The organism is Halomonas fontilapidosi (assembly GCF_014192285.1).
Lineage (GTDB): Bacteria > Pseudomonadota > Gammaproteobacteria > Pseudomonadales > Halomonadaceae > Halomonas > Halomonas fontilapidosi.
The window spans coordinates 38,747-62,573 of the sequence record NZ_JACHXQ010000012.1 but is presented as its reverse complement, the minus strand read 5'-3'; the positions used below and the strand labels follow the sequence as shown (position 1 = coordinate 62,573).

Genomic DNA, 23,827 nt, shown 5'->3' with positions numbered 1-23,827 from the left:
CGGTCACCACAGGCCCGACACGAGAAAGATTCGGAGTATAGCTCAGCTTGGTAGAGCGCTGCCTTCGGGAGGCAGAGGTCGTAGGTTCGAATCCTGCTACTCCGACCAAGAACATCAGTAAAAACGGCCACTTAGCTCATCGGAGCGGTGGCCGTTTTTCATTGAATTGCATTCAGGTGGCGTATAGGCGGCATGCGGCAGGATGCCGATCGTGCGCCAGCGTTTACTCCCCATCCCTCTTGAGTACAGCAGAGACCTCGACGTGACGAGCGTTATCGCGCCTGCGTGCCCTACACTAATTAAGACAACCAACGGCTTAGGAGGTAGCGCGATGCGCGACTACCTACGCAAACATACCAACCTGCCCGTTTTTCTGTTCTCAGCGATCCTGGCGCTGGCCTTCGTCAGCTGGGGGGTCATGGCGCCCTCTCATCTCGGCACCATCGCCTCCGACATCAACAACTGGATCACCCAGGTCTTCGGCTGGTGGTACATGCTGTGCGCCAGCGGCTTTCTGGTCCTGGTGCTGATTCTGATGTGCAGTCGCTGGGGGCGAATCCGCCTCGGACCCGATGACAGTCGCCCCGAATGGTCGACCCTGTCATGGTTTTCGATGCTGTTCACCGCCGGCATGGGCATCGGCCTGGTGTTCTTCGGCGTCGCCGAGCCTGTCTTCCACCTCAACAATCCCCCCGTTGGCGAGGGCGGCACCAGTCAGGCTGCCCTGAAGTCCATGGAAATCACCGTCTTCCATTGGGGCCTGCATCCCTGGGCCATCTACATCGTCGTCGGCCTGTCACTGGGTTACTTCTGCTTCCGCAAGGGCCTGCCCATGCGTCCAGCCGCGGCGCTTTACCCCTTGATCGGCAAGCATATCTACGGCCCTGTGGGACACCTCATCGATATCCTGGCCGTCTTCGGCACCCTCTTCGGGCTCGCGACCTCACTGGGGCTCGGAGCCACGCAAATCAATGCCGGCCTCAACGACGTCTTCGGGATGGAGATCGGGGCGACCTCTCAGGTCATCATCATCGGCTTGATCACCGCGGTCGCGGTCACCTCAGTCATGCTGGGTCTCGATGCCGGCATCCGCCGGCTATCGGTGCTCAACATGTACCTGGCGAGCCTGCTGGCCGTCTTCGTGTTCGTGGTCGGGCCGACGATCTTCATCCTCGAGTTGATGGTCAACAGCACGGGCAACTATCTCCAGCACCTACCCGAGAACAGCTTCCAGATGTACTCCTTCTCACCGGCAGGGTCGGAATGGCTGGGTAACTGGACGCTCTTCTACTGGGGCTGGTGGATCTCCTGGTCGCCCTTTGTCGGCATCTTCATCGCACGCGTCTCACGAGGACGCACCATCCGCTCCTTCATCGGCGGCACCCTGATGGCACCGGTCGGCGCTTCCATCGTCTGGTTCGCCATTTTCGGGGGTAGCGCCCTGGAGCGAATCCTGAGTGACCCGGACAACCCCCTGATGGATGCCGGCACCAACAACGCCATGTTCATCCTGCTCAGCCAGCTGCCCGTCTGGCCCGTGCTGGGCACCTTGGCATCCCTGCTGGCGATCCTGGTGGTCTCGCTGTTCTTTGCCACCTCATCGGACTCTGGCTCGCTGGTGGTGGACATGCTGACCAATGGCGGTGACCCGCATCCCAGGAAGGCACAGCGCCTGTTCTGGGCGGTGCTGGAGGGCGTGATCGCCGCGGTGCTGCTGGCCGCTGGCTGGGCCGTCGCCGGCGACGCCACAGCGGCACTCAACCCCCTTCAGACCGCCGCCGTGGCCATGGGGCTACCCTTCTCGTTGGCCTTGGTCCTGATGAGTTGGGGGTTGATCAGGGGCTTGAGCCAGGAGCACGCGCACAGCCCCGGGCGGCGCGACCGCTATGTTTACCCCTCACCGCCACGGGAGTAAGGCATCACGCCCGGTCGCTGCACGAGAGCGGCACGGGCGTGAGCAACAAACCAGGCGGAGGCCGCGCGGTCACGTCACGGTAATGACCGAGCAGTCGGCGGTATGGCTGACCTTGTGGGAAACGCTGCCGAACACCATGCCGCGCACGTCGCTGATGCCGCGGCTGCCCATGATGATGACATCGGCTCCAAGCTTCTCGGCCTCCTTGGTGATCAGCTCCGCCGGCCGGCCCTGGCGGACCACCTCATCAACATCGACGCCCGAAAAATCGACAGCGGCGCGTGCCGCATCAATCGCCTTGTGGGCTTCCTCCTTCATTCCGGCCGCCAGCTTCTCGCGCTCCTCTTCGGAAAAGGGTTCGGGTGTGCCGCCGGTGAACAGGCCGATATTGTCCGGCGGGAATTCAGCCACGGTCATCAGGTGAAGGGTGGCGGATGTCCCCTTTGCCAGCTGTACGGCAACCTTGAGCGCCTTTTCGGCATGACTGGAGCCGTCGACGGGAACGAGGATTGACTGGTACATGATATCGGTCCTTTCAGTGACATATCGGGATACCGCGGGGCACCCCTCCTGCACCAAGCCTAGACGTTGCAGGCTATCCGGCAATGTCCTGGATCAAACGCTCCAGCCGAAGCCCAGCACCGGCATGGCGAGCACAAACACCACCAGGGTGATGACCAGGATCGCCGCCAGGCCCACCAGGGCGCCAGCGCGCATCATCTCCATAACGCTCAAGCGGCCGCTGCCGAAGACCACGGCATTGGGCGGAGTCGCCACCGGCAGCATGAAGGCGCAGCTCGCTGCCATGGCGACCGGCACCGAGAGCAGCAGCGGGCTGGCGCCCAGGCTCACGGTCAGCGAGGCGGTCAGCGGCAGTATCGCCGCCGCGGTAGCGGTGTTGCTGGTCACGTGGCTCATCAGCATCACTACCACCACGACCATCGCCACCAGGCCCCAGGTGGGCCAGGCACCGAAGGCTCCCAGCCCTTCGGCGACCGCCGCGGCCAGGCCGCTGCCTTCGATCGCCGTGCCCAGGCTGAGTCCGCCGCCGACCAGTACCAGCACCCCCCAGGGCAGTTGACGGGCGCTGTCCCAGTCCATCAGGAACTGGCGCTGATGCCAGCGAGCCGGCACCACGAACAGCAGCAGGGCCCCGATCACGGCAATGCCGGCATCGCTGAGCGGCAGCTGCAGCCAGGCCTCCAGCAGCGGCCGGGTGACCCAGGCCACGGCGACGAGGGCGAAGAGCGCCGCCACGCGTTGCTCGGGGGGACTCATGCGCCCCAGATCCTGGGCCTGCTCGTGGAGCATCTGCGCCACTCCCGGCAGTTCGTCGTGGCTCACCGGGTAGACCCAGCGGGTCAGCAGCCACCAGGCCAGCGCCAGCAGCAACAGGGCGGGGGGAACGGCCACCAGCATCCACTGGGCGAAGCCGATCTCGATGTCGTAGTTGTCGGCCATGAAACCGGCCAGCAGCGCATTGGGCGGCGTACCGATCAGGGTACCCATGCCGCCGATGTTGGCGGCCAGAGCGATCCCCAGCAGCAGCGTCAGGGCCATATGGTGACTGGCGCCTTCACCGCCCTCTCGCTCCAGCATGGTCAGCACCGAGATGCCGATGGGAACCATCAGTGCCGCCGTGGCGGTATTGCTGACCCACATGCTCAGCGCCGCCGTGGCCACCATGAAGCCACCCACCAGCCGGTCGGGGCGCAGCCCGGAGACCCGCAACACCAGCATGGCGATGCGCCGATGCAGGTTCCAGCGCTGAATGGCCTCGGCCAGCAGGAAGCCGCCGAGAAAGAGAAAGATCAGCGGATTGGCGTAGGGAGCGGCTACCTGGTCGATGGGCGCGACGCTCATGACCGGCAACACGGCCACCGGCAACAGCGCGGTAACCGCGATGGGCACCGGCTCCAGCACCCACCAGGCCGCCATCCAGGCAACCAGTGCCACTACCTGCCAGGCCGCCGGCGGCATCTCGGCCGGGGCATCCATGAGCGTCAGCAACAGAAAGGCCAGTGGCCCCAGCAGCAACCCCACCAAGACCTTGAGGCGCGCCGGGCGCGACGGCGATCCCGGCGCGGGGTCCACGGACGTCGAATCGGACATGGTGCCTCCCTGTTGTCGGCGTTTCCCGGCGGGGTGTCAGATAAATCGTGCTGCCGGGTCAGGCCGCATCGTCTTCGTCGTCGGCCAGGCGCCTGGCCATGGCCTTGCGGGCCTTGTTGCGGCGATAGAGTCGCACCAGGGCAATCCACAGCGCGGCGGCCACCATCGCGGCCAGGGTCCAGCCCTGCCAGGGGCGCGCGGCATCCCCCATCAGGGTCTCCAGGGTCAGGATCAGGATGAAGCCCGTCGCCTGGCTGGCGATCGCCAGGGCGCGCAGGGTATCGAAGGCCGGTCGTGACATGAGTGCTCCCGCTGGATGACAGCCCTGCCCGCCGGCAGTAGGCTTGGCGAAACGAATTCGCCCAGTGTACCCGCTGCGGCGCCCGTCGCCGACCTCCCGGAGTCACCGCCACGACATGGATGCCATCGCCCTGGGGCCCGTCCTGATCGCGCTGCCGCGCCTCTATGCCTTCGTTGCCGCGCTGGTCCTGCTGGCCGCCAGCGCCTTCCTGCTCGGCCTGCCCCGGAAACGCCATGCGCGCTGGTTCAACGGCCTGCTGCTGGCCTGGCTGGTCGGCGCCCGCCTGGGGCATGGGTTGATGAACCTGGACACCTACGCCGAGGCGCCGCTGGATATCCTCAAGTTCTGGCAGCCCGGCTACCAGGGCCTCTGGGGCCTGCTGGCGGCGCTGGGCTGGACCGCCTGGTCGTTGCGCGACCGGCTGGGGGCGATGCTGGGCGGCATGGGGCTGGCACTGGGTGCCTCGTTGCTATGGCTGACGCTGGTCACCCTGGCGCCGCTCGGCGGCGGCATGGCCCTGCGCGAGATGCCCGACCTCACCCTGGAGAACCTCGACGGCGAGGAGGTTAACCTGACCTCGCTGTCCGGTGAGCGGATCGTCGTCAACCTGTGGGCCACCTGGTGCCCACCCTGCCGTCGCGAGATGCCACTATTAGCCGAGGCGGACGCCCGGGAAGGGGTCACGGTGGTGATCGTCAACCAGGGCGAGGAACTGCTGCAGGTGGTGCGCTACCTCGACGACCAGGGCCTGGATATCGACCAGGCGCTGCTCGACCCGCGTCAGCGGCTGATGGTATTGACGGAATCGCCGGGCCTGCCCACCACACTGCTGTTCGACGGCGAGGGGCGCGCCCTCGATCAGCATGTCGGTGAGCTCACCCGTGCCCAGCTGTCGACCTGGCTGGAGGAGCGCTGATCGTCACCGGTGCTTAAGCCGCGCCGGGCTTTGCTGTAAGATACCGCGCCCTGTCGCCGCCGGGCCGGGTGTGGCCTGCGGCACCGAACCGATCCCAAGCATCCCCGAGGCACCATGAGCGACTTCTCTCCCGGCCAGCGCTGGATCAGCGACGGCGAGGCCGAACTCGGCCTGGGCACCATCCTCAACGTCGACGCTCGCAGCGTCACCGTGCTCTTCGGCGCCAGCCAGGAAACCCGCACCTACAGCAGCCGCAACGCGCCTCTGACCCGGGTGGCCTTCGGCAGCGGCGACCGCATCCAGTCCACCGAGGGCTGGCAGATGACCGTTGACGACAGCAAGGAGGTCGGCGGCCTGATCGTCTACATCGGCGAGGACGACGCCGGCGAGCTGTGCGAACTGCCCGAGGCGCGGCTCGCCGATACCATGCAGTTCGACCAGGCCCGCGACCGCCTGCTCACCGGCCAGGTCGACCGCAACGATTGGTTCGACCTGCGCTTTCGCACCCTGCACCACTTCCACCGCATCGAGCAGAACCCGGCGCTCGGCCTGGCCGGTCCGCGCATCGACCTGATTCCTCACCAGCTCTATATCGCCGACGAGGTAGCCCGCCGCCACGCGCCGCGCGTATTGCTGGCCGACGAGGTGGGGCTGGGCAAGACCATCGAGGCGGGGCTGATCCTGCATCGCCTGCTGCTCACCGGCCGCGCCGAACGGGCGCTGATCCTGGTGCCGGCAAGCCTGAGCCACCAGTGGCTGGTGGAGCTGCTGCGCCGCTTCGCCCTCGAGGTCACCCTGCTTGACGAGCAGCAGAGCCAGGCCCAAGGCGAGGCGAACCCCTTCGAGGCCGGCCAGCTGGTGCTGGCCAGCCAGGACTGGCTGTTCGCCAACCCCCATCGCCAGCAGCAGGCGCTGGCCTGCGAGTGGGACCTGCTGATCGTCGACGAGGCCCACCATCTGGACTGGAGCCCGGAACAGAGCGGCCCCGGCTACGCCTGTGTGGGCCGCCTGGCGGCGCAGGTGCCAGGCATGCTGCTGCTCACCGCCACTCCGGAGCAGATGGGCCTCGAGAGCCACTTCGCCCGGCTGCGCCTGCTCGACCCCGACCGCTACCACAGTCTCGAGGCCTTCCGCGAGGAGGAGCAGCACTACGTGGAGGTGGCCGAGGCGATCGATGCCCTGGAGCGCCTGCCGGGCGAAGACACCGACCGCGGGCGGGTCGCCGCGGTGATCGCCGAGCCCGACAGCCTGGCGCTGCTCGACACCCTGGCCGACCCCGAGCGCGGCGACGACCAGCACGCCGCCGCCCGTGACCAGCTGCGCGACCAGCTGCTGGATCGCCATGGCACCGGCCGGGTGATGTTTCGCAACAGTCGCCGCCATGTGGGAGGCTTCCCGGCGCGCCGCCTGCATATCGAGGAGCTCGAGGCGCCCTCCTCCTACCGCCGGGTGTTGCGCCGCCTGGCGCGCGACGAGGACTATCTGGACGAGTTGCTGATCGAGACCGGCCTCGACCATCCCGAGGTGCTGATCTACCCGGATGCCACGTACCGGGCGCTGACCGACGATCCGCTCAACACCGAGCCCTGGTGGCAGTTCGACCCGCGCGTGACCTGGCTGCTGGAGCGCCTCGCCGATGACGGCGAGGGCGGCTTCGCCGATGACAAGGTGCTGGTGATCGCCCATGACCGTGAGACCGCCATGGGCCTGGCCGAGGGGCTGCGCGTGCTCGGCGGCTACCAGGCCCCGGTGTTCCACGAGGGGCTCTCGCTGGTGGAGCGCGACCGCGCCGCGGCGGCCTTCGCCGACCAGGAGGAAGGCTGCCAGCTGCTGGTCTGCTCGGAGATCGGCTCCGAGGGGCGCAACTTCCAGTTCTGCCGCCACCTGGTAATGTTCGACCTGCCGCTGCACCCCGACCAGCTGGAACAACGCATTGGCCGTCTCGACCGTATCGGCCAGCGCCATGCCATCGAGCTGCATGTGCCGGTGTTTGCCGGCAGTCCCGGCGAAAAGCTGCTGCGCTGGTACCACCAGGGCATGGACGCCTTCAGTGCGCCCCATGGCCTGGGCAGCGAGATCCATGCCGCCTTCGGCGACACCCTGGCCGACAGCCTGCTCGACGACGAGGCGCTCGAGGAGGTGATCGCGGAGACCCGGGCGCTGTTCGAGGCACGCCTGGCCGAGCGCGATGCCGGACGCAACCGCCTGTTGGAGCTCAACGCCTGCCGACACGAGCGCGCCGATGCGGTCATCGCGGCGATCCGCGAGCTCGATGCCGACAAGGCCCTGACCCGCTACCTGGACCAGGCGCTGGACATCTTCGGCGTCGACAGCCAGGAGCTGGGCGGCGGCATCCAGCACCTGCAGCCGAGCCCGCAGATGCTCGACGGCCTGCCGGGTCTGGCGAAGGGCGAAGAGGGCTTCTCGGCCACCTTCTCGCGCTCGCGGGCCCTGGCCCGGGACGACGTCCAGCGTCTCTCCTGGGAGCACCCGCTGCTGCGCGAGATGATGGGTCGGATCCTCGACGGCCCCATGGGCAATACGGCCCTGGCTCTGCTCAAGCACCCGGCGATTCCCGCCGGCCGGCTGATGGTCGAGCTGGTCTTCCGCACCCACTGCCCCGCACCCAAGCGTCTGCACCTCAACCGCTTCCTGCCGCCCACCGCGGTGCGCGTGCTGCTCGACGAGTCCGGCGCCAACCTCACCGACAAGATCTCCTTTACCGGCCTCTCAAAGGCCGTGAAGAAGGTCAAGAAGGCGGTGGCCCGTGACCTGATCAAGAGCCGCCACGACCGGCTGCGCGAGCTGCTCGACGGTGCCGAGGCGGAGGCCGAGCGGGAACTGCCGAGCATCGTCGAGGCCGCCCAGGTGCGCATGCGCGCCGAGCTCGATGCAGAGCTCAGTCGCCTCGAGGCGCTATCACGACTCAACCCGGCGGTGCGTGCCGACGAGCTGGAGGCGCTGCGCAACGAACGCACCGCCCTGGACCAGGCCATCGAAGGCACCCGGCTGCGCCTCGACGCGGTGAGGGTGATCGTCACCGTGGGTGACGAAACGCGCTGAGCTCGCGAGCCAGGCCTACGTCGGCTGCCCTTGGGCAAGCGCCCGTTGCTCTGGCGCTTACCTGGCGGGTTGGCGGCTTGGCGGCTTGGCGGCTTGGCGGCTTGGCGGCTTGGCGGCTTGGCGGCTTGGCGGTTAGCCCAGAATATCGGCCAGGGCGGCGTCCAGAGTCTCGAACTGAAACTCGAAGCCCGCCTCAAGCAGTCGGGCCGGGCGCATGTCGGCGCCGGTCAGCAGCAGCCGCGACATCTCGCCAAAGGCGGTCTCCAGCACGATCGCCGGCACCGGGAAGATCGCCGGACGCCCCAGCTGCTTGGCCAGGGTGCGGGTGAACTCGGCGTTGGTCACGGGGTGGGGGGCACTGCCGTTGAAGGGGCCTTCCAGATCGTCGCGCTCGAGGAGAAAGAGGATGGCGCGGACCAGGTCCTCGCGATGGATCCAGGGCATGAACTGCTTGCCATCGCCAAAGCGGCCGCCCAGCCCCAGTTTGAAGGGCGGCAGCATCTTCTCCAGGCTACCGCCGCCCAGGTCGAGCACCAGGCCGATGCGCAGCAGGGCTACCCGGACGTCGAAGTCCCTGGCCGGCAGGGCAGCCTCCTCCCAGCGCTTGCAGAGCCGGTGGGCGAACTCGTCGTGGGGCGGGGTCTCTTCGGTGACCTCGCGGTCGCCTTGATCGCCGTAGTAGCCCATCGCCGAGGCCGAAACCATCACGCGGGGCGTCCGGCCCTGGCTGGAGTGAAGCTGCTCGCAGAGCGTCACCAGATCCCGGGTGATATTGACCCGGGAGTCGATCAGGCGCTCTTTCTGATCATCGCTCCAGCGCCGGGCGGCGATCGGCTCGCCGGCCAGGTTGACGATGGCATCCGGCGGCGTGTCGACGAAATCCAGCACCGAGCGGCGGATGTCGCACTCCTCCGGCAGGCGATCGCGCACCTGATCCGGCTCCCGCGACACCACCAAGGGGCGATGCCCGGCCTCCTTAAGCCGCCGACAGAGCCGCTGTCCGACGAAACCGCTGCCGCCCGTAATCAGAACTCGCATCCGGAATCCCTCCCCCTACCAATAAGACAAGCCACCGTGAGTTATACAGCCGTTGTACACTTCTGCTAGTCTAGCGATCAATGCCGTTGACTGCACGAGATCACCATGCCACAGCCTCCCGTTTCCACCGCCATCATCGGCGCCGGCATCGCCGGTCTTGCCTGCGCGCAAGCCTTGAAAGACGCCGGCCTGCCCGTCTGCCTGTTCGACAAGGGCCGCGCCGCCGGGGGGCGAATGTCCAGCCGCCACCTGCAGGATGCCGAAGTCGACCTTGGCGCCCAGTTCTTCAGCGTGCGTGACCCGGCCTTTCACCGCCAGGTGAGCGCCTGGCAGGAGGCGGGGCATGTCGCCACCTGGCCCCATAGCTTCTGGCAGATCAGCGAGAGTGGCTGGCAGCGCCACCACGACGAGGTCGAACGCTTCATCGGCACCCCGCGCATGAGTGCCGTGCCCCGTCAGCTTGCTGAGGGGCTCGAGGTTGTCTGCGAGACACGCATCGAGCGTCTTGAAGCCCAGGAGGACCAATGGTGGCTGCTGGACGAGCGCCGGCAGCGCCATGGCCCCTTCGCCCGCGTGGTGATCGCCATTCCCACGCCGCAGGCCGCCGCCCTGCTGGCCGACCACGCCCCCGCCCTGGCCGAGGAGTGCGAGGCGGTGATCCAGCGCCCGTGCTGGGCGGCCTGGGCCCGCTTTGATACCGCCATGCCGGCCCTGCCGGGCGTCGACGATGACTGGCAGGCGGTGCGCCTCGACCCCGACCAAGAACGGGCACCGGCTGCCGACCCGCTGCGCTTCGTCAGCCGCAACGACCACAAACCCGGCCGCCGCGGTCAGGGCGAAAGCCTCAGCCTGCTGGCGCGCCTGGAATGGAGCGAGACCCATCTGACCCTCGACGCCGAGAGCGTGGCGCGGGAGTTGCTCGAGGCCTTCCGTCAGCGCCTGCCAGGCGGCGCCACCCTGCCCGAGCCCAGTGACCTGGGGGCCCACCTCTGGCGCTATGCGCAGCCGAACGTCTTCGCTGCAGGCGAGGCCGTCAACCTTGACTACCGCCGTACCGCCATGGGCCTGGCGCTGTGCGGCGATGCCTGGCGCGGGCCACGGGTCGAGGATGCCTGGCTTTCCGGACATCACCTCGGCGAGGCCCTGTCAGCCGACGCCCCCTGATCCTCTCGCGACTGGAGACTTCCATGACACACACACTGATCCTGCTCGCCCACGACTCCAGCGATCCTCACTGGCGAGCCCTCACCGAGCGCTGCGCTGAGCCGGCAGGGGAGTCGGTACGCTCATGAATGATGAGGCACGGCGTGCGGCCGACACCCCGCTCTATCCGATCCGCGAAGTCTCCCGGCTGACCGGAGTGAACTCCGTCACCCTGCGCGCCTGGGAGCGACGCTACGGCCTGATCAAGCCCCAGCGGACCCCCAAGGGTCACCGTCTCTATGCCCGCGAGGACATCGAGCGCGTCGAGCGTATCCTGCAGTGGCTGAACCGCGGGGTACCGGTCAGCCAGGTTCGCGAGTTGCTCGAGCAGCCGGACACCGCGGAGACCCCGGCGCCTGCCGCCGGCGACTGGCCCGGCCAGCGTCGCCAACTGGTCAGCGCCGTGCAGGCGCTGGACCTGACGCGACTGGAAGAGTTGTTCAACCAGTCGCTGGCGCTCTATCCGGTGCCAACCTGCCTGGCCGAGCTCTGGCAGCCGGTGGTCCGCCAGCTCGAGGAGGGCTGGGGAGAGCAACTCGGCGATGCGCTGCAGCGTCGCACACTCGAGGCGTTCCTGCGGACCCGCATCGGCACCCGACTGCTGCATGCCAATCGGCTGGGCCAGGGCCCGACGCTGCTAATCACCCCCCTTCCGGATGACCCTGCCCCGCTGTGGGTGCTGCTCACGGCCCTGGCGGCCAGCGACCGCGGCTATCGGGTGCAACTCTTCGATGCCCCCCTCCCCTGCAGCGAGCTGCCCCTGGCAGTGGAGCGCTTCCAGGCCGCGGCCCTGCTGCTGGCCAGCGGCAAGGCGGAGAAGGCCGAACTGGTGCGACGCCAGCTGCCACGCCTGGCCGAACAGCTCGAGGTCCCGCTGATGGCCTGCGGCCCCATGGCCCGCATCCGCGAAGCCGACCTGGAGGAAACTCGCGTCGAACTGCTGGGCGATGACCTCGGCGAGGCCATGCAAGGCCTTCAAGCCCGCCTTCCCGTCCGCTGAACCGGAGCCCCCAATGACCCGCCCCGTGATCGTCTGGTGGCGCAGCGACCTGCGCGTCCAGGACAACACCGCCCTGGCCGCAGCCGCCCGGCAGGGCCCCGTGGTCGCCGTCTTCCTGCGCAGCCTCCCCCACTGGCAGCGCCACGGGCATGGCGCCAACAAACTCGACTTCTGGGCCCGAGGCGTCGCCGCGCTGCGCGACGACCTCGAGGGCCTCGGCATTCCGCTGCTGCATCGCGACATCGACGACTTTAAAGAGGCCCCGGCCACCCTGCTGGCCATCGCCCGGGAGACCGGCGCCAGCGCCCTGCACTTCAACCACGAGTACCCGGTGGATGAGCGCACCCGCGATGCTGCGGTCATAGACGCCTTCGCGGACGCCGGCCTGACGGCCCACGGCCACCACGACGACGTGGCCTTTGCGCCTGGCGAGCTGCTCACCGGCAAGGGCGATTACTATGGCGTCTTCACGCCCTTTGCCAAGGCCTGGCACCGCCAGCTGACCGCGGAGCGCATTGCCTTGCACGACGCACCGCCCCCCCAGACACGCCTCGATATTGCCTCCGATCCGCTGCCCGAGCTTCCCGCCCTGGCGGATACGCCCATCGATAGTCGCCACTGGCCGGCCGGCGAGGGCCCCGCCGCCGATCGCCTGGAGCGCTTCCTGCGCTTTCGGGCACGCCACTATGCCGAGCAGCGCGATTTTCCGGCGATTCGCGGCACCAGCGAACTCTCGCCCTACCTGGCGCTGGGCATGATCTCCCATCGACAGTGTCTTCAGGCGGTGATGGCCGAAAACAATGGCGCGCTGGCCGAGGGCGATGCCGGCCTTACCGCCTGGGTCAATGAGCTGGTATGGCGCGAGTTCTACCGACACGTGGCCGTCGGCTTCCCGCGGGTATGTCGCCATCGGGCTTTCCAGCGCCACACCGAACGACTGGCCTGGCGTGACGATGAGGCGGGCTTCGCGGCCTGGTGCGAAGGACGCACCGGCTACCCCATTGTCGATGCCGCCATGCGCCAGCTCGTTGCCACCGGCTGGATGCACAATCGCCTGCGCATGGTCACGGCCATGTTCCTCGCCAAGCATCTGCTGATCGACTGGCGCCATGGCGAGGCCTTCTTCCTGCGCCACCTGGTGGACGGCGAGTTTTGCGCCAATAACGGCGGCTGGCAGTGGGCCGCCTCCACCGGCACCGATGCCGCGCCCTACTTCCGCATCTTCAATCCCACCACCCAGTCGACCCGCTTCGACCCCGATGGCCGCTTCCTCGCCGAATGGCTGCCAGCGCTGGCCGAACTGCCGGCAAAGGCCCGCCATGCTCCCCCGAAGGACCTGCTGGGAAGCATCGACTACCCGGCGCCCATCGTCGATCACCGAGCCGCCCGAGCCCGCGCCCTGGAAGCCTTCAAGGCGTTGAGCGCGGACTGACGACCAGTGGATTAGGGAGACCCCACCATGCGCCAGGCAACTGACCTGGAGGCCTTCTGCGCCTTCTTCAATAAACTAGACAAAACCTGTACAAGGAAGCTGTGCGAGGTATACACTGACGACGTTGACTTCATTGACCCGCTGCACCATATAAAGGGCCGTGAAGCGCTGGAAGGCTACTTTCGCACCCTGTACGACAACGTGACATCGTGTCATTTCACATTTCACGACACGCTACAACAGCAGGACACGGCGTTTGTCACCTGGACGATGCACCTGGTGCATCCGCGACTCGATGGGGGGCGACGAGTGGACGTCGAGGGATGTTCGCACCTCGCCTTCGCGCCAGACGGCCGAGTGGTGAGACACCGCGACTACTTTGACGCCGGTGCACTGCTCTACGAGCGACTGCCGGTGCTGGGAGGCGCCATACGCCTGGTGAAGCGACAGCTGGGCCGTTGACGGCCACTGGATAAAGGGGAGAGATCATGATCACAGCGAGCGACAGGCAGCGCATCTGGCTGACCGGCGCCACCTCGGGCATTGGCCGCGCCCTGGCCGAACGTCTGCTCGACGAGGGGCATCGGGTGGCGCTCAGCGCCCGTAGCGAGCCGGCGCTGCAGGAGCTCGCCGCCGGCCGTGACAACGCCCTGCTGCTGCCGCTGGACGTGGCAGATCGTCAGGCCGTGCGTCGCGCCGGCGAGCAACTGGACGAAGCCTTCGGCGGCCTTGACCTGGTCATTCTCAACGCCGGCACCTGCGAATACCTGGATGCCCGTGACTTCGATGTCGACCTCGTCGAGCGGGTTTTCGCTCCCAACTTCTTCGGCGCCATCTATGGCGTTGAAGCCGCCTTACCCCTGCTGCGCCGGGCCCGCGCCGAGGGTGGGCGGCCCCTGCTGGCCGCCACCTCCAGCGCTGCTGCCTATCTCCCGCTGCCCCGCTCAGAGGCCTATGGCGCCTCCAAGGCCGCGCTCAGCCACTTCCTCGAGTCATTGCGCCTCGACCTGGAGGCCGAAGGCATTGATGTGAGCCTGATCCACCCCGGTTTCGTCAAGACACCGCTGACCGACCGCAACGACTTCGCCATGCCCATGCGCGTGAGCGTCGACGAAGCCGCCACGGCGATCCTCGCGGGCCTTGCCAAGCGCCGGCTGGACATCCACTTCCCGCGCCGCTTCACGCTGCTGGTAAGGCTGGCGGGCATCCTCCCCCCGGCCTTGCGTCATCGCCTGGGGGTGCGCATGACCCGCCAGGACAGCGCATCGGAGACCCGTTCATGACCGCCTCGTTCACATCGTCACCGTCGCCTCTCGACACCCCCCGCCACGAGACCGCCCAACGCATTGCCGTGATCGGCGGCGGCATCGGCGGCATGGCCGCCGCCTGGTACCTGTCGAGCCGCCATGAGGTCACGCTGTTCGAGGCCGCCGACCGCCTGGGCGGGCATACCGCCACCGTCGACGTGGAGCTCGATGGTCGCCACTACGCCATCGACACCGGCTTTATCGTCTTCAACGACTGGACCTATCCGCACTTCCAGCGCCTCATGGCGCGGCTAGGGGTGGCCAGCCAGCCCACCGAGATGAGCTTCTCGGTGCACGAGACGGGCCGCGATTTCGAATACAACGGCCACACTCTGGCAAGCCTGTTTGCCCAGCGGCGCAACCTGCTGCGTCCCAGCTTTCACCGCCTGCTCCGCGATATCCTGCGCTTCAACCGCGAGGCGACCCGGGCGCTGGAAGACGACCGGCTCGACCCCGCCATGACGCTGGGTGCCTGGCTTCAGGCCAACGGCTTCGGCAACGACTTCCAGCATCACTACCTGTTGCCGATGGGGGCAGCCATCTGGTCGGCCAGCATCAGCGACCTTCGCGCCTTCCCGCTACTGTTCTTCGTGCGCTTCTTTCGCCACCACGGGCTGCTGTCGGTCAGCGACCGACCCCAATGGCACACCCTAGTGGGCGGCTCGCGAAGCTACATCCCGGCACTAACCGCGCCCTGCGCTGGCCGCATCCACCTGGCCACTCCGGTACGCGGCATCCGCCGACATGCCGACTGGGTCGAGGTGCGCACCGCCAGCGGCATCCAGGCCTTCGACCAGGTTGTGCTGGCCTGCCACGCCGATCAGGCGCTGGCCATGCTCGACGACCCGAGCGCCGCCGAGCGCGAGATTCTCGGTGCACTGCCCTATGCCGACAACGAGGTGGTGCTGCATACCGATACCCGGCTGCTGCCGCGCCGCCGGCGCGCCTGGGCGAGCTGGAACTATCGGCTCGATGGTCGTGGCGACGATACCCGGGTGTCGGTGACGTACGACATGAACATCCTGCAACGCCTCGATGCGCCGCACACGTTTTGCGTGACCCTCAACGACGGTGCCGCCATCGACCCTGCCAAGGTGCTGGGCCGCTTCACCTATGCCCACCCGCAGTTCACGCTCGCCGGCCAGACGGCCCAGGCCCGCCATGGCGAAATCTCCGGGCCCGAGCAACGCACCCACTACTGTGGTGCCTACTGGCGCAACGGCTTCCACGAGGACGGTGTCTGGAGTGCGCTACGCGTGGCCCAGTCCCTGGGCTGCAATGAGGACGACCGCCACGAAGCGCGCCCCTCCACGCCTGCCAAGGCCGCCAAGGAGCGCGTGGCATGATTCGCTCGCCACGCTCGCGCATCTACCGGGGGACCCTGCGCCATCGCCGCTTCCTGCCGCGCCATCACGCCTTCGCGTATGGCCTGTGGATGGCCTGGCTCGACCTCGACGAGTTGCCGGAGCTGTTCGACGGCGTGCCCGGTTTCAGCGCCCGACGCCCGGCCCTGGCGCGCTTTCGCCGTGAGGACTATCTGGCCCCCCATGACCGCCCCCTCAAGCAGGCGGTGCGCGAGGAGCTGGAGCGCCTGCTGGGCAGCGCCCCGGACGGACGAATCTGCGTGCTGACCCAGCTGCGCACCCTGGGGCTGGGCTTCAACCCGGTATCGCTCTACTACGCCTATGATGCCCGCGGCGAGCTGCGTGCGGTGCTCGGCGAGGTGAGCAACACGCCGTGGGGCGAACGCACCCGCTATGCCTGCGCCGTGTCGCCTTGGCGCCATGGCCATGTCGCCGAGTTCGACAAGGTCATGCACGTCTCGCCCTTCAACCCCATGGACATGACCTACCGCTGGCGTTTCGACACCCCGAGCGACGCCCTGTCGATGCACATGGAAAACTGGAAGAACGGCGAGCGCCACTTCGACGCCACCCTGACCCTGCAGGCCCGACCGGCGACCCGCAGTGTGCTGCTGGCCACCCTGGCCCGCCAGCCGTGGATGAGCCTGAAGACCCTCGCCGGCATCCATTTCGAGGCACTACGGCTGTGGCTCAAGGGCGTGCCCGTCCATGACCATCCCGGCCAAGACCACCCTTCGCGTGAGGAGAGCTCGTCGTGAACACCCTTCGCTCCGCCACTGCCCGCCCCCTGGCTCCCGAGGGCGACCGGCTGACCCGCTGGCTCAAGCCCCGGGTACTGGCCCAGCTCGACCGCCTGGAGGGCGGCAACATCACCCTTATCGACGGCCACAAGCGCCATCTGCTAGGCCAGGGAGGTCCGCTGCGGGTCACCCTGGTGGTGCGCCACCACCGGGCGTGGAAGCGTCTGGCGCTGGGCGGCACCGTAGGCGCCGCCGAGGCCTACATGGAGGGCGACTGGGATGCCGATGACCCGGTGGCGCTGGTGCGGCTGTTCGCGGCCAACCTGGAGCGCGTCAACGGCGAGATCGAGAATGGCCCCGCCCGTCTCGGACGCTGGCTGCTCGGCGCCCTCTATGGTCTGCAGCGCAACAGCCTGCGCGGCTCAAAGCGCAACATCGCCGCGCATTACGACATCGGCAACGCGCTGTTTGCCACCTTCCTCGACCAGGATCACCGGATGTATTCCAGCGCGGTCTTCCCCGACGCCGAGGCCAGCCTGGAGGACGCCTCGACCTACAAGCTCGACCTGATGCTCGAGAAACTCGATGTCCAGCCCCACCACCACCTGCTGGAGATCGGCACCGGCTGGGGCGGGCTGGCCATCCATGCGGCCAAGACCCGCGGCTGCCACGTGACCACCACCACCATCTCGGCGGAGCAGCACGCCTTCACGGCGAAGCGCATCGAGGAAGAGGGCCTGGGGGAGCGCATCACCCTGCTCCAGCAAGACTATCGCGAACTGTCGGGCCAGTTTGACCGGCTGATCTCGGTGGAGATGATCGAGGCGGTGGGCCACCAGTACCTGGGCACCTACCTGGCCACCCTGGACCGGCTGCTCACCGACGACGGTCAGGCCATGCTGCAGGCCATCACGATCCGCGACCAGCGCTACGAGGCCGCCAAGCGCGAGATGGACTTCATCAAGCGCTACATCTTCCCGGGGGGCTTCCTGCCATCGCATCGCGCCATCCTCGATGGCTTGACGCGCCACACCTCGCTCAACGTCATCGACCTCGACGAGATTGGCCTGCACTACGCCCGCACCCTGCGGGAGTGGCGCCATCGCTTCGAAGCCAGCCTGGAGACCGTGCGCCGACTCGGCTACGACGAGCGTTTTATTCGCATGTGGCGCTACTACCTCTGCTATTGCGAGGGCGGTTTCATGGAGCGCACCATCGGCACCTGCCACCTACTACTGGCCAAGCCCGGTGCGCGACCGGCCCCGCTCACCGGGGCGGCGTAATCCCTATGGCGACATTGCCCGATGGCCCCGTGAAGATGCTGGTCAACCTGGCCGCCTTTCAGGCGGGCTGGTTCGCTTGCGTGCTGGGCGGCTCGCGGATCGGTCTGCTGGTTGCCTCGGCGATCATCGCTCTGCACCTCGCCTGGCTGGCCCGTCCCGGCGAGTGGCGCTGGCTGGCCGGCTTCGCCGCCCTGGGGCTGGTGGTCGACGGCGGCCTGACGCTGGCCGGCGGCTTCGACTTCGCTAACGGGCTACCGCTGCTCGGGGGGATGCCGCCCTGGCTGTGGCTGCTCTGGCCGCTGTTCGCGACCCTGATTCACCACTCGCTGGCCTGGCTCTGGCAGTATCCCTGGTTGGCGGTACTGGGTGGCGCCACCAGCGGACCGCTCTCCTACTATGCCGGCGCGAGCCTCGCCGGGGTTGAGCTGGCGCCCTGGCTACTGCCCGCCGAGGCACTGACCTGGGCGCTGATCTGCCTGACGCTAAGCCGGCGCCTCGGCAACCCGCTTGCCCTGAGCCGACAGGCCCGCTGAGGCCTGTTCCCGCCACTGCGCTTCCAGCTGAGCCGCCGGCCGGGGCCGGGCATAGAAAAACCCTTGAACCTGCGCGCAGCCCTGGGCGAGCAGAAAATCACGCTGCGCCTCGGTCTCGACCCCTTCGGCGATCACCTCCAGCTCGAGCCCCCGCGCCATGGCCAGGACGGCACAAACAATGGCCGCATCGGCCCGGTCACCAGGCAAAGCGTGAATGAAGGCACGATCAAGCTTGAGCTTGTCCACCGGCAGGTGCTTGAGGTAACCCAGCGAGGAATAGCCGGTGCCGAAATCGTCGATGGCGATGCCATGCCCCTGCCGTCGCAGCTTTTCCAGTCGCGGCGCGATATCACCGGCGCGCTCGTCGAGGAGCACGGACTCCGTCAGCTCCAGGCCCAGCAGCCGAGCCGGCACACGATGACGCGCCAGGCCCGATGCCAGCGCCGTCTCCAGGTCGCCCTGAAACAGTTGCATGGCCGAAATATTGATCCACACCGTAGCCTCCGGCATCTCCATCCGCTGCCAGTGCGCCATCTGGGCCAGGGCCTGGTCGATCACCCAGTCGCCGAGCGTCGCCATCAGCCCGTGTCGCTCGGCCAAGGGGATGAAGTCGCCGGGAGAGATCATCCCATCGCGGGGGTGCCGCCAGCGCAGCAGGGCCTCCAGCCCGGCCAGGCGGTCATCTTCCAGGCGATACTGTGGCTGGTAGTACAACTCCAGCTGGCCGCCAACGGCCAGAGCATTACGGAGATCGTTGAGCAACCCGAGCTGCGGACTATCCTGGACATCGAGGGCGGGCCGGAAACGCTGAGTCAGGTTACGACCGGTGCGTTTAGCGCTATACAAGGCCGACTCCAGGCGCTGAAAGAGCACGCCGGACTGACGCCCGTCCTCCGGTGAGCGACAGCTGCCGATCGTCAGCCCCAATCGCAGGCTGTGTCGGTCGATCTCGAAGGGCTGCCCCAGATGGCTCTGCAGCCCCTTGACCCAATTGTCGTGGTCGCTGCGAGTGGTGGTACGAATCACCATGAACTCATCTCCCCCCAGCCGACCGACGACACCACCTGCCGCCTGCCCGGCCAAGCGCTGCCCGAAGTCAGCAAGCAGCCGATCACCGAGCTCAACCCCGATGCCATCGTTGATCTCCTTGAAACCATCGATATCGATCAACGCCAGGTCCAGGCTCTCGCCCGCCCGCAAGTGCCGCAGGCGGGAAGCCAGCAGGTCATGCAGTCGCCGACGGTTGGGCAGGCCGGTAATCGGGTCCTCGAAACCGATCCTCTGCAGGTCGCGCTCCCGGGCCTTGTGAACGGAGATATCAGTGAACAGGCAGACATGGTGGGTAATTTGGCCCGACTCATCGGTGACGACGCGAACTCTCAGCCACTCGGGATACTCATCCCCCTGCTTGCGGCGATTCCAGATTTCTCCTTCCCAACGGCCCGTGGTGCGCAGGGTCTGCCAGTAGTTCTCGAAGAACGTCTTGTCGTGCCGAGGCGCCACGAGCGAACTGGCATTGAGGCCGCGCACCTCGTCCAGGGGATAGCCGGTGATGCGGGTGAAGGCCGGATTGACGGCCTGGATGCGATTCGCCGCATCGGTAATGATGACCCCCTCTTCCGAGAGAGAGAGCGCCGCCTCGCCGAGGCGCGATCTTTGGTGCTCAAGTCGCACCTGGCGCCAGGCGTCGACAAGGCCGAGGGCCACCATGACCGCCGCCGCCAGGCGCAGGGGAATACTGGGCAGCCAGATACTGGCCGAGAAGGCCGACAGTGCCACCCAGAGCATGGGTCGATTGAGGGAGAACGCTGGCCACATGGGAACTGATGCTCGATGGGTGGATAGTGTCATGCCTTGGCATGGTCGGAGTCGTTAACGATCTATCGGCAGCCACCCAGGAAGCTTGACCCCCGCCCGGTCAGAGCTCCTCGACAGAAAGCACGCTCTTCGCGGATAACAAACCCGACGTGCGCGTCGCGTTTCTGCTGGAGGCAGTACCATGCATGGCGAGGCGCCGGATCTGGTTGGCGTGCATTCATTGTGTGTGGACAGTAGACTAGGCACAGCCGCCCGGCGGCCCAGGCCGCTTTCGGCACACAATAATCTCGACTCTCGGAACGACTCAGTGACCAAGCAACACTCTTTTGATCGCGAAGAACTGCTGGCCTGCTCACGCGGCGAGCTGTTCGGTCCGGGCAATGCCCAGTTGCCGGCCCCCAACATGCTGATGCTCGATCGCATCATGCACATCCACGAGGAAGGTGGGGATCACGGCAAGGGCGAGCTGATCGCCGAGCTGGATATCCATCCCGACCTGTGGTTCTTCGACTGCCACTTCCCCGGGGATCCCGTGATGCCCGGCTGCCTGGGACTGGATGCCATGTGGCAGCTGGTAGGCTTCTACCTGGGCTGGCTCGGCCACCCCGGTCGTGGCCGTGCCCTGGGCTGTGGCGAGGTCAAGTTCAGTGGCCAGATCCTGCCTGATGCCCAGAAGGTCACCTACCGCATCAACATCAAGCGCATCATCACCCGGCGTCTGATTCTGGGCATGGCCGACGGCACCGTATCCGTCGACGGCCGCGACATCTACCAGGCCAACGACCTGCGCGTCGGCCTGTTCACCTCCACCGCGAATTTCTGAACAGGAGGCTCCCATGCGACGAGTGGTAGTCACCGGCCTGGGCATCGTGTCCTGCCTGGGCAACGACGCACAACAGGTTCTGGAGGCGCTCAGGAGCGGGCGCTCGGGCATTCGCTTCAAGGAGGACTACGCCGAGCGAGGCTTCCGCAGCCAGGTAGCCGGCAGCGTCGACATCGACCTGGACGCCCTGATCGACCGCAAGCTGCGTCGCTTCATGGGCGACGCCGCCGCCTATGCCTATGTCGCCATGGCCCAGGCCATCGAGGACGCGGGCCTCGCCCCGGAGCAGGTCTCCAGCGAGCGTACCGGGCTGATCGCCGGCTCTGGCGGTGCCTCCAGTGCCAACCAGGTGGAGGCCGCCGACCTGATGCGTGAGAAGGGCCTGCGCCGCGTGGGGCCCTACCGGGTCACCCGCACCATGGGCAGCACCGTCTCGGCCTGCCTGGCGACCCCGTTCCGGATCAAGGGCGTCAACTACTCCATCTCCTCGGCCTGCGCCACCTCGGCCCACTGCATCGGCAGTGCCATGGAGCAGATCCAGATGGGCAAGCAGGACGTGGTCTTCGCTGGCGGCGGCGAGGAGGAGCACTGGACCCTCTCCTGCCTGTTCGATGCCATGGGGGCACTCTCGACCCACTACAACGACACCCCCGACAAGGCCTCCCGGCCCTATGACCAGGCCCGAGACGGCTTCGTCATCGCCGGCGGCGGCGGCATGCTGGTGCTCGAGGAGTTGGAGCACGCCCGGGCACGCGGCGCGAAGATCTATGCCGAAGTGACCGGCTATGGCGCCACCTCCGACGGCCACGACATGGTCGCGCCTTCCGGCGAGGGGGCCGTACGCTGCATGCGTCAGGCCATGGCCACCGTCGACGGCAAGATCGACTACATCAACACCCACGGCACCTCCACGCCGGTGGGTGACGTGGCCGAGCTCAAGGCGATCCGCGAGGTCTTCGGCAATGCCACGCCGGCGATGAGCTCGACCAAGTCGCTGACCGGCCACTCGCTGGGCGCCACCGGCGTGCAGGAGGCAGTCTACTCGCTGCTGATGATGGAGAACGACTTCGTGGCCGCCTCGGCCAACGTCGAGACCCTCGACGAACAGGCCGACGGCTTCGATATCGTCACTCAGCGTCGCGACGGCGTGAAGATCGATCGCATCCTCTCCAACAGCTTCGGCTTCGGCGGCACCAACGCCTGCCTGGTGCTGGAGAAGCTTCGCGACTGATGATCCATCGGACACGGCCGCAAGACAGGAGGCGCCCTACGGGGCGCCTCTTGCGTGGCGGGGGGCGGACAGCGTCAGGCCAACGGCTTGTCGGTGATCGGCGGGGCGGCGGTTGCCGGGCGCGGCACCTCGGAGATCTCGGCCAGCCGCGCCTCGATCCACGCTTCCACCTCGGCCATCACCTCCTCGGACGTGCGGCCGGCCGTCTCGATGGGCTCGCCGACCTCCAGCGACAGACGCCCCGGGCGCTTGACCCAGTGGCGTCCCGGCCAACGCTCCCCGGCGTTGTGGGCCACCGGTACCACCGGCACACCGGCGCGGCAGGCGATCACCGTGCCGCTCTTGTTGTAGCGTCGCCGGTTACCCGGCGCTACTCGGGTGCCCTCGGGGAAGATCAGCACCGAGAGCCCCTCGTCGAGGCGGGTCTTGCCCTGGGTGAGCACCTGCTTCATGGCACGAGCAGGCTTGCTGCGATCCAGCGCGATGGGGTGCAGCAATCGCAACCCCCAGCCGAAGATCGGGATATTCAGCAGCTCCCGCTTGAGCACCGTGCAGACCGGCGGATGCAGCAGCTGCAGGTAGACGGTCTCCCACTCTGACTGGTGGTTGGCAAGGATGACGCAAGGGCCCTCGGGCAACCGTTCGTGGCCACGGAAGTCATGGCGCACCCCACAGGCCAGCCGAAACCAGGCAATGATGAAGTGGTTGTAGAGGTTGAGCAGGCGATAGCGGGAACGCAGCGGCAGGAAGGGCGCCGGCGGCAGAAAGAGCACGCCACAGACCAGCATGGCCAGAAAGTAGCCGGCATAGAAGACCAGGCTGCGGATAACGTTGATCAACGTGTCATCTCCTCTCCGGCTTGCTTGTCGTCATCTCGGGCCAGGCACCAGATGTCCAGCATGCGGCCCACCTCGAGTCGCCAGGGCTTCTGGTGGACGCCAAACACCTCCAGCACCCGACGACAGTTGAGCACGCGTCGCAGGGGGTGGTCGTGATGATGATTAAGGGCCTTGGCATCGCCCAGCGCAACCCGTTCGCCCAGCCCCTCGAGCCGCGTGGCAAGCTGAGTGCGCACCATGGAGACAAAGGTATAAGCGCTCACCGGCTCGGTGCCGGCCAGGTGATAGCTGCCCCAGGCCTCGGCCCCACAGTACTGCTGCTGAAGCATGCCGATCAGCGCCATGGCCACGGCATCCGCCGAGGTCGGGCAGAGGATCACGTCGGACTCGGCGCGCAATTCGCCGCCGTCCATCAGGGTATCGAGCAGCTCGCTCAGCCAGGCCTGGCTGCCATCCAGGGCAAACAGCGGGCCCAGACGCACGATCAGATGCCGAGGATATTCGGCACGAATACGGTCGCCGGTGCGAATCAGCCGCCTCAGGCTGTCGTCGCGAGGCTCGGGGATCACGTGCTCGTCGATGGGGAGATCCAGGCCATCCTCGTAGAGCTGGTCAGAAACGCACCACACCAGCGGGATAGCCAACTCGCGACACGCCACCATGCAGCGTTCCACCGCCTCGGCATGGGCGACGACAGCCGCCGGCTCGGCGGTGATCGGCCGTGACAGCGGCGGGATCACCAGCGCATCCGGGCGCAGTTCCTCCAGCAGCGCAAGGTCGGGCGAGAGGCCCGGCTCGATGGTGAGCTCGGTGTCACTGCGCCGATTGGCCTCGCGAGCCAGTGCCAGGCTCAGGCAGTGCCCGGCCTCCAGAATCAGCAGCTTCACGGCAACTCCTCGGCGGACGCCT

21 protein-coding genes and 1 tRNA gene are annotated in these 23,827 nt (G+C 67.3%); 15 read left to right on the top strand and 7 right to left on the bottom strand.

What is annotated here, in order from left to right:
- The first annotated feature begins 31 nt into the window (after positions 1–31).
- Both FHR95_RS15045 and FHR95_RS15040 read left to right on the top strand, forming a co-directional pair.
- A tRNA-Pro gene (locus FHR95_RS15045) sits at positions 32–108 on the top strand.
- Positions 109–331: 223 nt separating this feature from the next.
- A complete protein-coding gene (locus FHR95_RS15040) occupies positions 332–1,915 on the top strand; it encodes a BCCT family transporter (protein WP_183315017.1) in 1,584 nt (527 codons plus the stop codon).
- Between the two features lie 69 nt (positions 1,916–1,984).
- Here FHR95_RS15040 and FHR95_RS15035 read toward each other — a convergent pair whose 3' ends face one another.
- From FHR95_RS15035 to FHR95_RS15025, 3 genes are read right to left on the bottom strand one after another with little or no spacing between them, the layout of a single operon-like run.
- On the bottom strand, positions 1,985–2,521 hold the full coding sequence (locus FHR95_RS15035) for a universal stress protein (RefSeq protein WP_246378618.1): 537 nt from the start codon (positions 2,519–2,521) through the stop codon (positions 1,985–1,987).
- Between the two features lie 9 nt (positions 2,522–2,530).
- Positions 2,531–4,027 carry an SLC13 family permease gene (locus tag FHR95_RS15030; protein ID WP_183315016.1) on the bottom strand — a complete coding sequence of 499 codons (1,497 nt, stop codon included), beginning with the start codon at positions 4,025–4,027 and terminating at the stop codon, positions 2,531–2,533.
- A 58-nt stretch (positions 4,028–4,085) separates the two neighbouring features.
- Positions 4,086–4,328 carry a hypothetical protein gene (locus tag FHR95_RS15025; protein ID WP_040183070.1) on the bottom strand — a complete coding sequence of 81 codons (243 nt, stop codon included), beginning with the start codon at positions 4,326–4,328 and terminating at the stop codon, positions 4,086–4,088.
- Between the two features lie 115 nt (positions 4,329–4,443).
- Between FHR95_RS15025 and FHR95_RS15020 the strand changes: the two genes are divergently transcribed.
- Together FHR95_RS15020 and rapA are read left to right on the top strand one after the other, a co-directional pair.
- The gene (locus tag FHR95_RS15020) at positions 4,444–5,244 is read left to right on the top strand and encodes a TlpA disulfide reductase family protein (RefSeq protein ID WP_183315015.1); all 801 of its coding nucleotides are present in this window, start codon (positions 4,444–4,446) and stop codon (positions 5,242–5,244) included.
- Positions 5,245–5,358: 114 nt separating this feature from the next.
- The gene (rapA, locus tag FHR95_RS15015; protein ID WP_183315014.1) at positions 5,359–8,307 is read left to right on the top strand and encodes an RNA polymerase-associated protein RapA; all 2,949 of its coding nucleotides are present in this window, start codon (positions 5,359–5,361) and stop codon (positions 8,305–8,307) included.
- A gap of 132 nt (positions 8,308–8,439) precedes the next feature.
- Here rapA and FHR95_RS15010 read toward each other — a convergent pair whose 3' ends face one another.
- Positions 8,440–9,345, bottom strand: coding sequence for a TIGR01777 family oxidoreductase (locus FHR95_RS15010; RefSeq protein ID WP_040183074.1), 906 nt, complete (start codon positions 9,343–9,345; stop codon positions 8,440–8,442).
- A gap of 105 nt (positions 9,346–9,450) precedes the next feature.
- On the opposite strand from FHR95_RS15010, the gene FHR95_RS15005 reads away from it, so the two are divergent.
- The 9 genes from FHR95_RS15005 to FHR95_RS14965 all read left to right on the top strand — a co-directional run bounded on the left by FHR95_RS15005 (position 9,451) and on the right by FHR95_RS14965 (position 18,207).
- Entirely contained in the window at positions 9,451–10,509 is a 1,059-nt protein-coding gene (locus FHR95_RS15005) for an NAD(P)/FAD-dependent oxidoreductase (protein ID WP_183315013.1), read from the top strand.
- Positions 10,510–10,633: 124 nt separating this feature from the next.
- Complete coding sequence (locus tag FHR95_RS15000; protein WP_040183076.1) at positions 10,634–11,548, top strand: MerR family transcriptional regulator; 915 nt, start codon at positions 10,634–10,636, stop codon at positions 11,546–11,548.
- 13 nt (positions 11,549–11,561) lie between these two features.
- A complete protein-coding gene (gene phrB, locus FHR95_RS14995; RefSeq protein WP_183315012.1) occupies positions 11,562–12,980 on the top strand; it encodes a deoxyribodipyrimidine photo-lyase in 1,419 nt (472 codons plus the stop codon).
- A 27-nt stretch (positions 12,981–13,007) separates the two neighbouring features.
- Positions 13,008–13,442, top strand: a complete 435-nt coding sequence (locus FHR95_RS14990) for a nuclear transport factor 2 family protein (RefSeq protein ID WP_183315011.1) — start codon at positions 13,008–13,010, stop codon at positions 13,440–13,442.
- 26 nt (positions 13,443–13,468) lie between these two features.
- Positions 13,469–14,263 (top strand): SDR family NAD(P)-dependent oxidoreductase, encoded by a 795-nt coding sequence (locus FHR95_RS14985; protein ID WP_183315010.1) that lies wholly within the window; start codon positions 13,469–13,471, stop codon positions 14,261–14,263.
- Positions 14,260–15,633, top strand: a complete 1,374-nt coding sequence (locus FHR95_RS14980) for an NAD(P)/FAD-dependent oxidoreductase (RefSeq protein WP_183315009.1) — start codon at positions 14,260–14,262, stop codon at positions 15,631–15,633. The genes FHR95_RS14985 and FHR95_RS14980 overlap by 4 nt, the downstream gene beginning before the upstream one ends.
- Positions 15,630–16,409, top strand: coding sequence for a DUF1365 domain-containing protein (locus FHR95_RS14975; RefSeq protein ID WP_183315008.1), 780 nt, complete (start codon positions 15,630–15,632; stop codon positions 16,407–16,409). Before FHR95_RS14980 ends, FHR95_RS14975 begins: the two co-directional genes overlap by 4 nt.
- Positions 16,406–17,674 (top strand): class I SAM-dependent methyltransferase, encoded by a 1,269-nt coding sequence (locus FHR95_RS14970; RefSeq protein ID WP_052448495.1) that lies wholly within the window; start codon positions 16,406–16,408, stop codon positions 17,672–17,674. The genes FHR95_RS14975 and FHR95_RS14970 overlap by 4 nt, the downstream gene beginning before the upstream one ends.
- A 5-nt stretch (positions 17,675–17,679) precedes the next feature.
- Positions 17,680–18,207 (top strand): DUF2878 domain-containing protein, encoded by a 528-nt coding sequence (locus FHR95_RS14965; RefSeq protein WP_183315007.1) that lies wholly within the window; start codon positions 17,680–17,682, stop codon positions 18,205–18,207.
- On the opposite strand, the gene FHR95_RS14960 is transcribed toward FHR95_RS14965, so the two are convergent.
- The gene (locus FHR95_RS14960) at positions 18,157–20,025 is read right to left on the bottom strand and encodes a putative bifunctional diguanylate cyclase/phosphodiesterase (protein ID WP_183315006.1); all 1,869 of its coding nucleotides are present in this window, start codon (positions 20,023–20,025) and stop codon (positions 18,157–18,159) included. The two genes, FHR95_RS14965 and FHR95_RS14960, sit on opposite strands and share 51 nt — an antisense overlap.
- A 307-nt stretch (positions 20,026–20,332) precedes the next feature.
- Here FHR95_RS14960 and fabA point away from each other — a divergent pair, with 307 nt between their 5' ends.
- A complete protein-coding gene (gene fabA, locus FHR95_RS14955) occupies positions 20,333–20,848 on the top strand; it encodes a 3-hydroxyacyl-[acyl-carrier-protein] dehydratase FabA (protein ID WP_040183089.1) in 516 nt (171 codons plus the stop codon).
- Between the two features lie 13 nt (positions 20,849–20,861).
- Positions 20,862–22,079, top strand: a complete 1,218-nt coding sequence (gene fabB / locus FHR95_RS14950) for a beta-ketoacyl-ACP synthase I (RefSeq protein WP_040183090.1) — start codon at positions 20,862–20,864, stop codon at positions 22,077–22,079.
- A 74-nt stretch (positions 22,080–22,153) separates the two neighbouring features.
- Here fabB and FHR95_RS14945 read toward each other — a convergent pair whose 3' ends face one another.
- A complete protein-coding gene (locus FHR95_RS14945) occupies positions 22,154–22,918 on the bottom strand; it encodes a lysophospholipid acyltransferase family protein (protein ID WP_183315005.1) in 765 nt (254 codons plus the stop codon).
- The gene (locus FHR95_RS14940) at positions 22,915–23,805 is read right to left on the bottom strand and encodes a sugar nucleotide-binding protein (RefSeq protein WP_183315004.1); all 891 of its coding nucleotides are present in this window, start codon (positions 23,803–23,805) and stop codon (positions 22,915–22,917) included. The genes FHR95_RS14945 and FHR95_RS14940 overlap by 4 nt, the downstream gene beginning before the upstream one ends.
- Positions 23,806–23,827 lie beyond the last annotated feature (22 nt).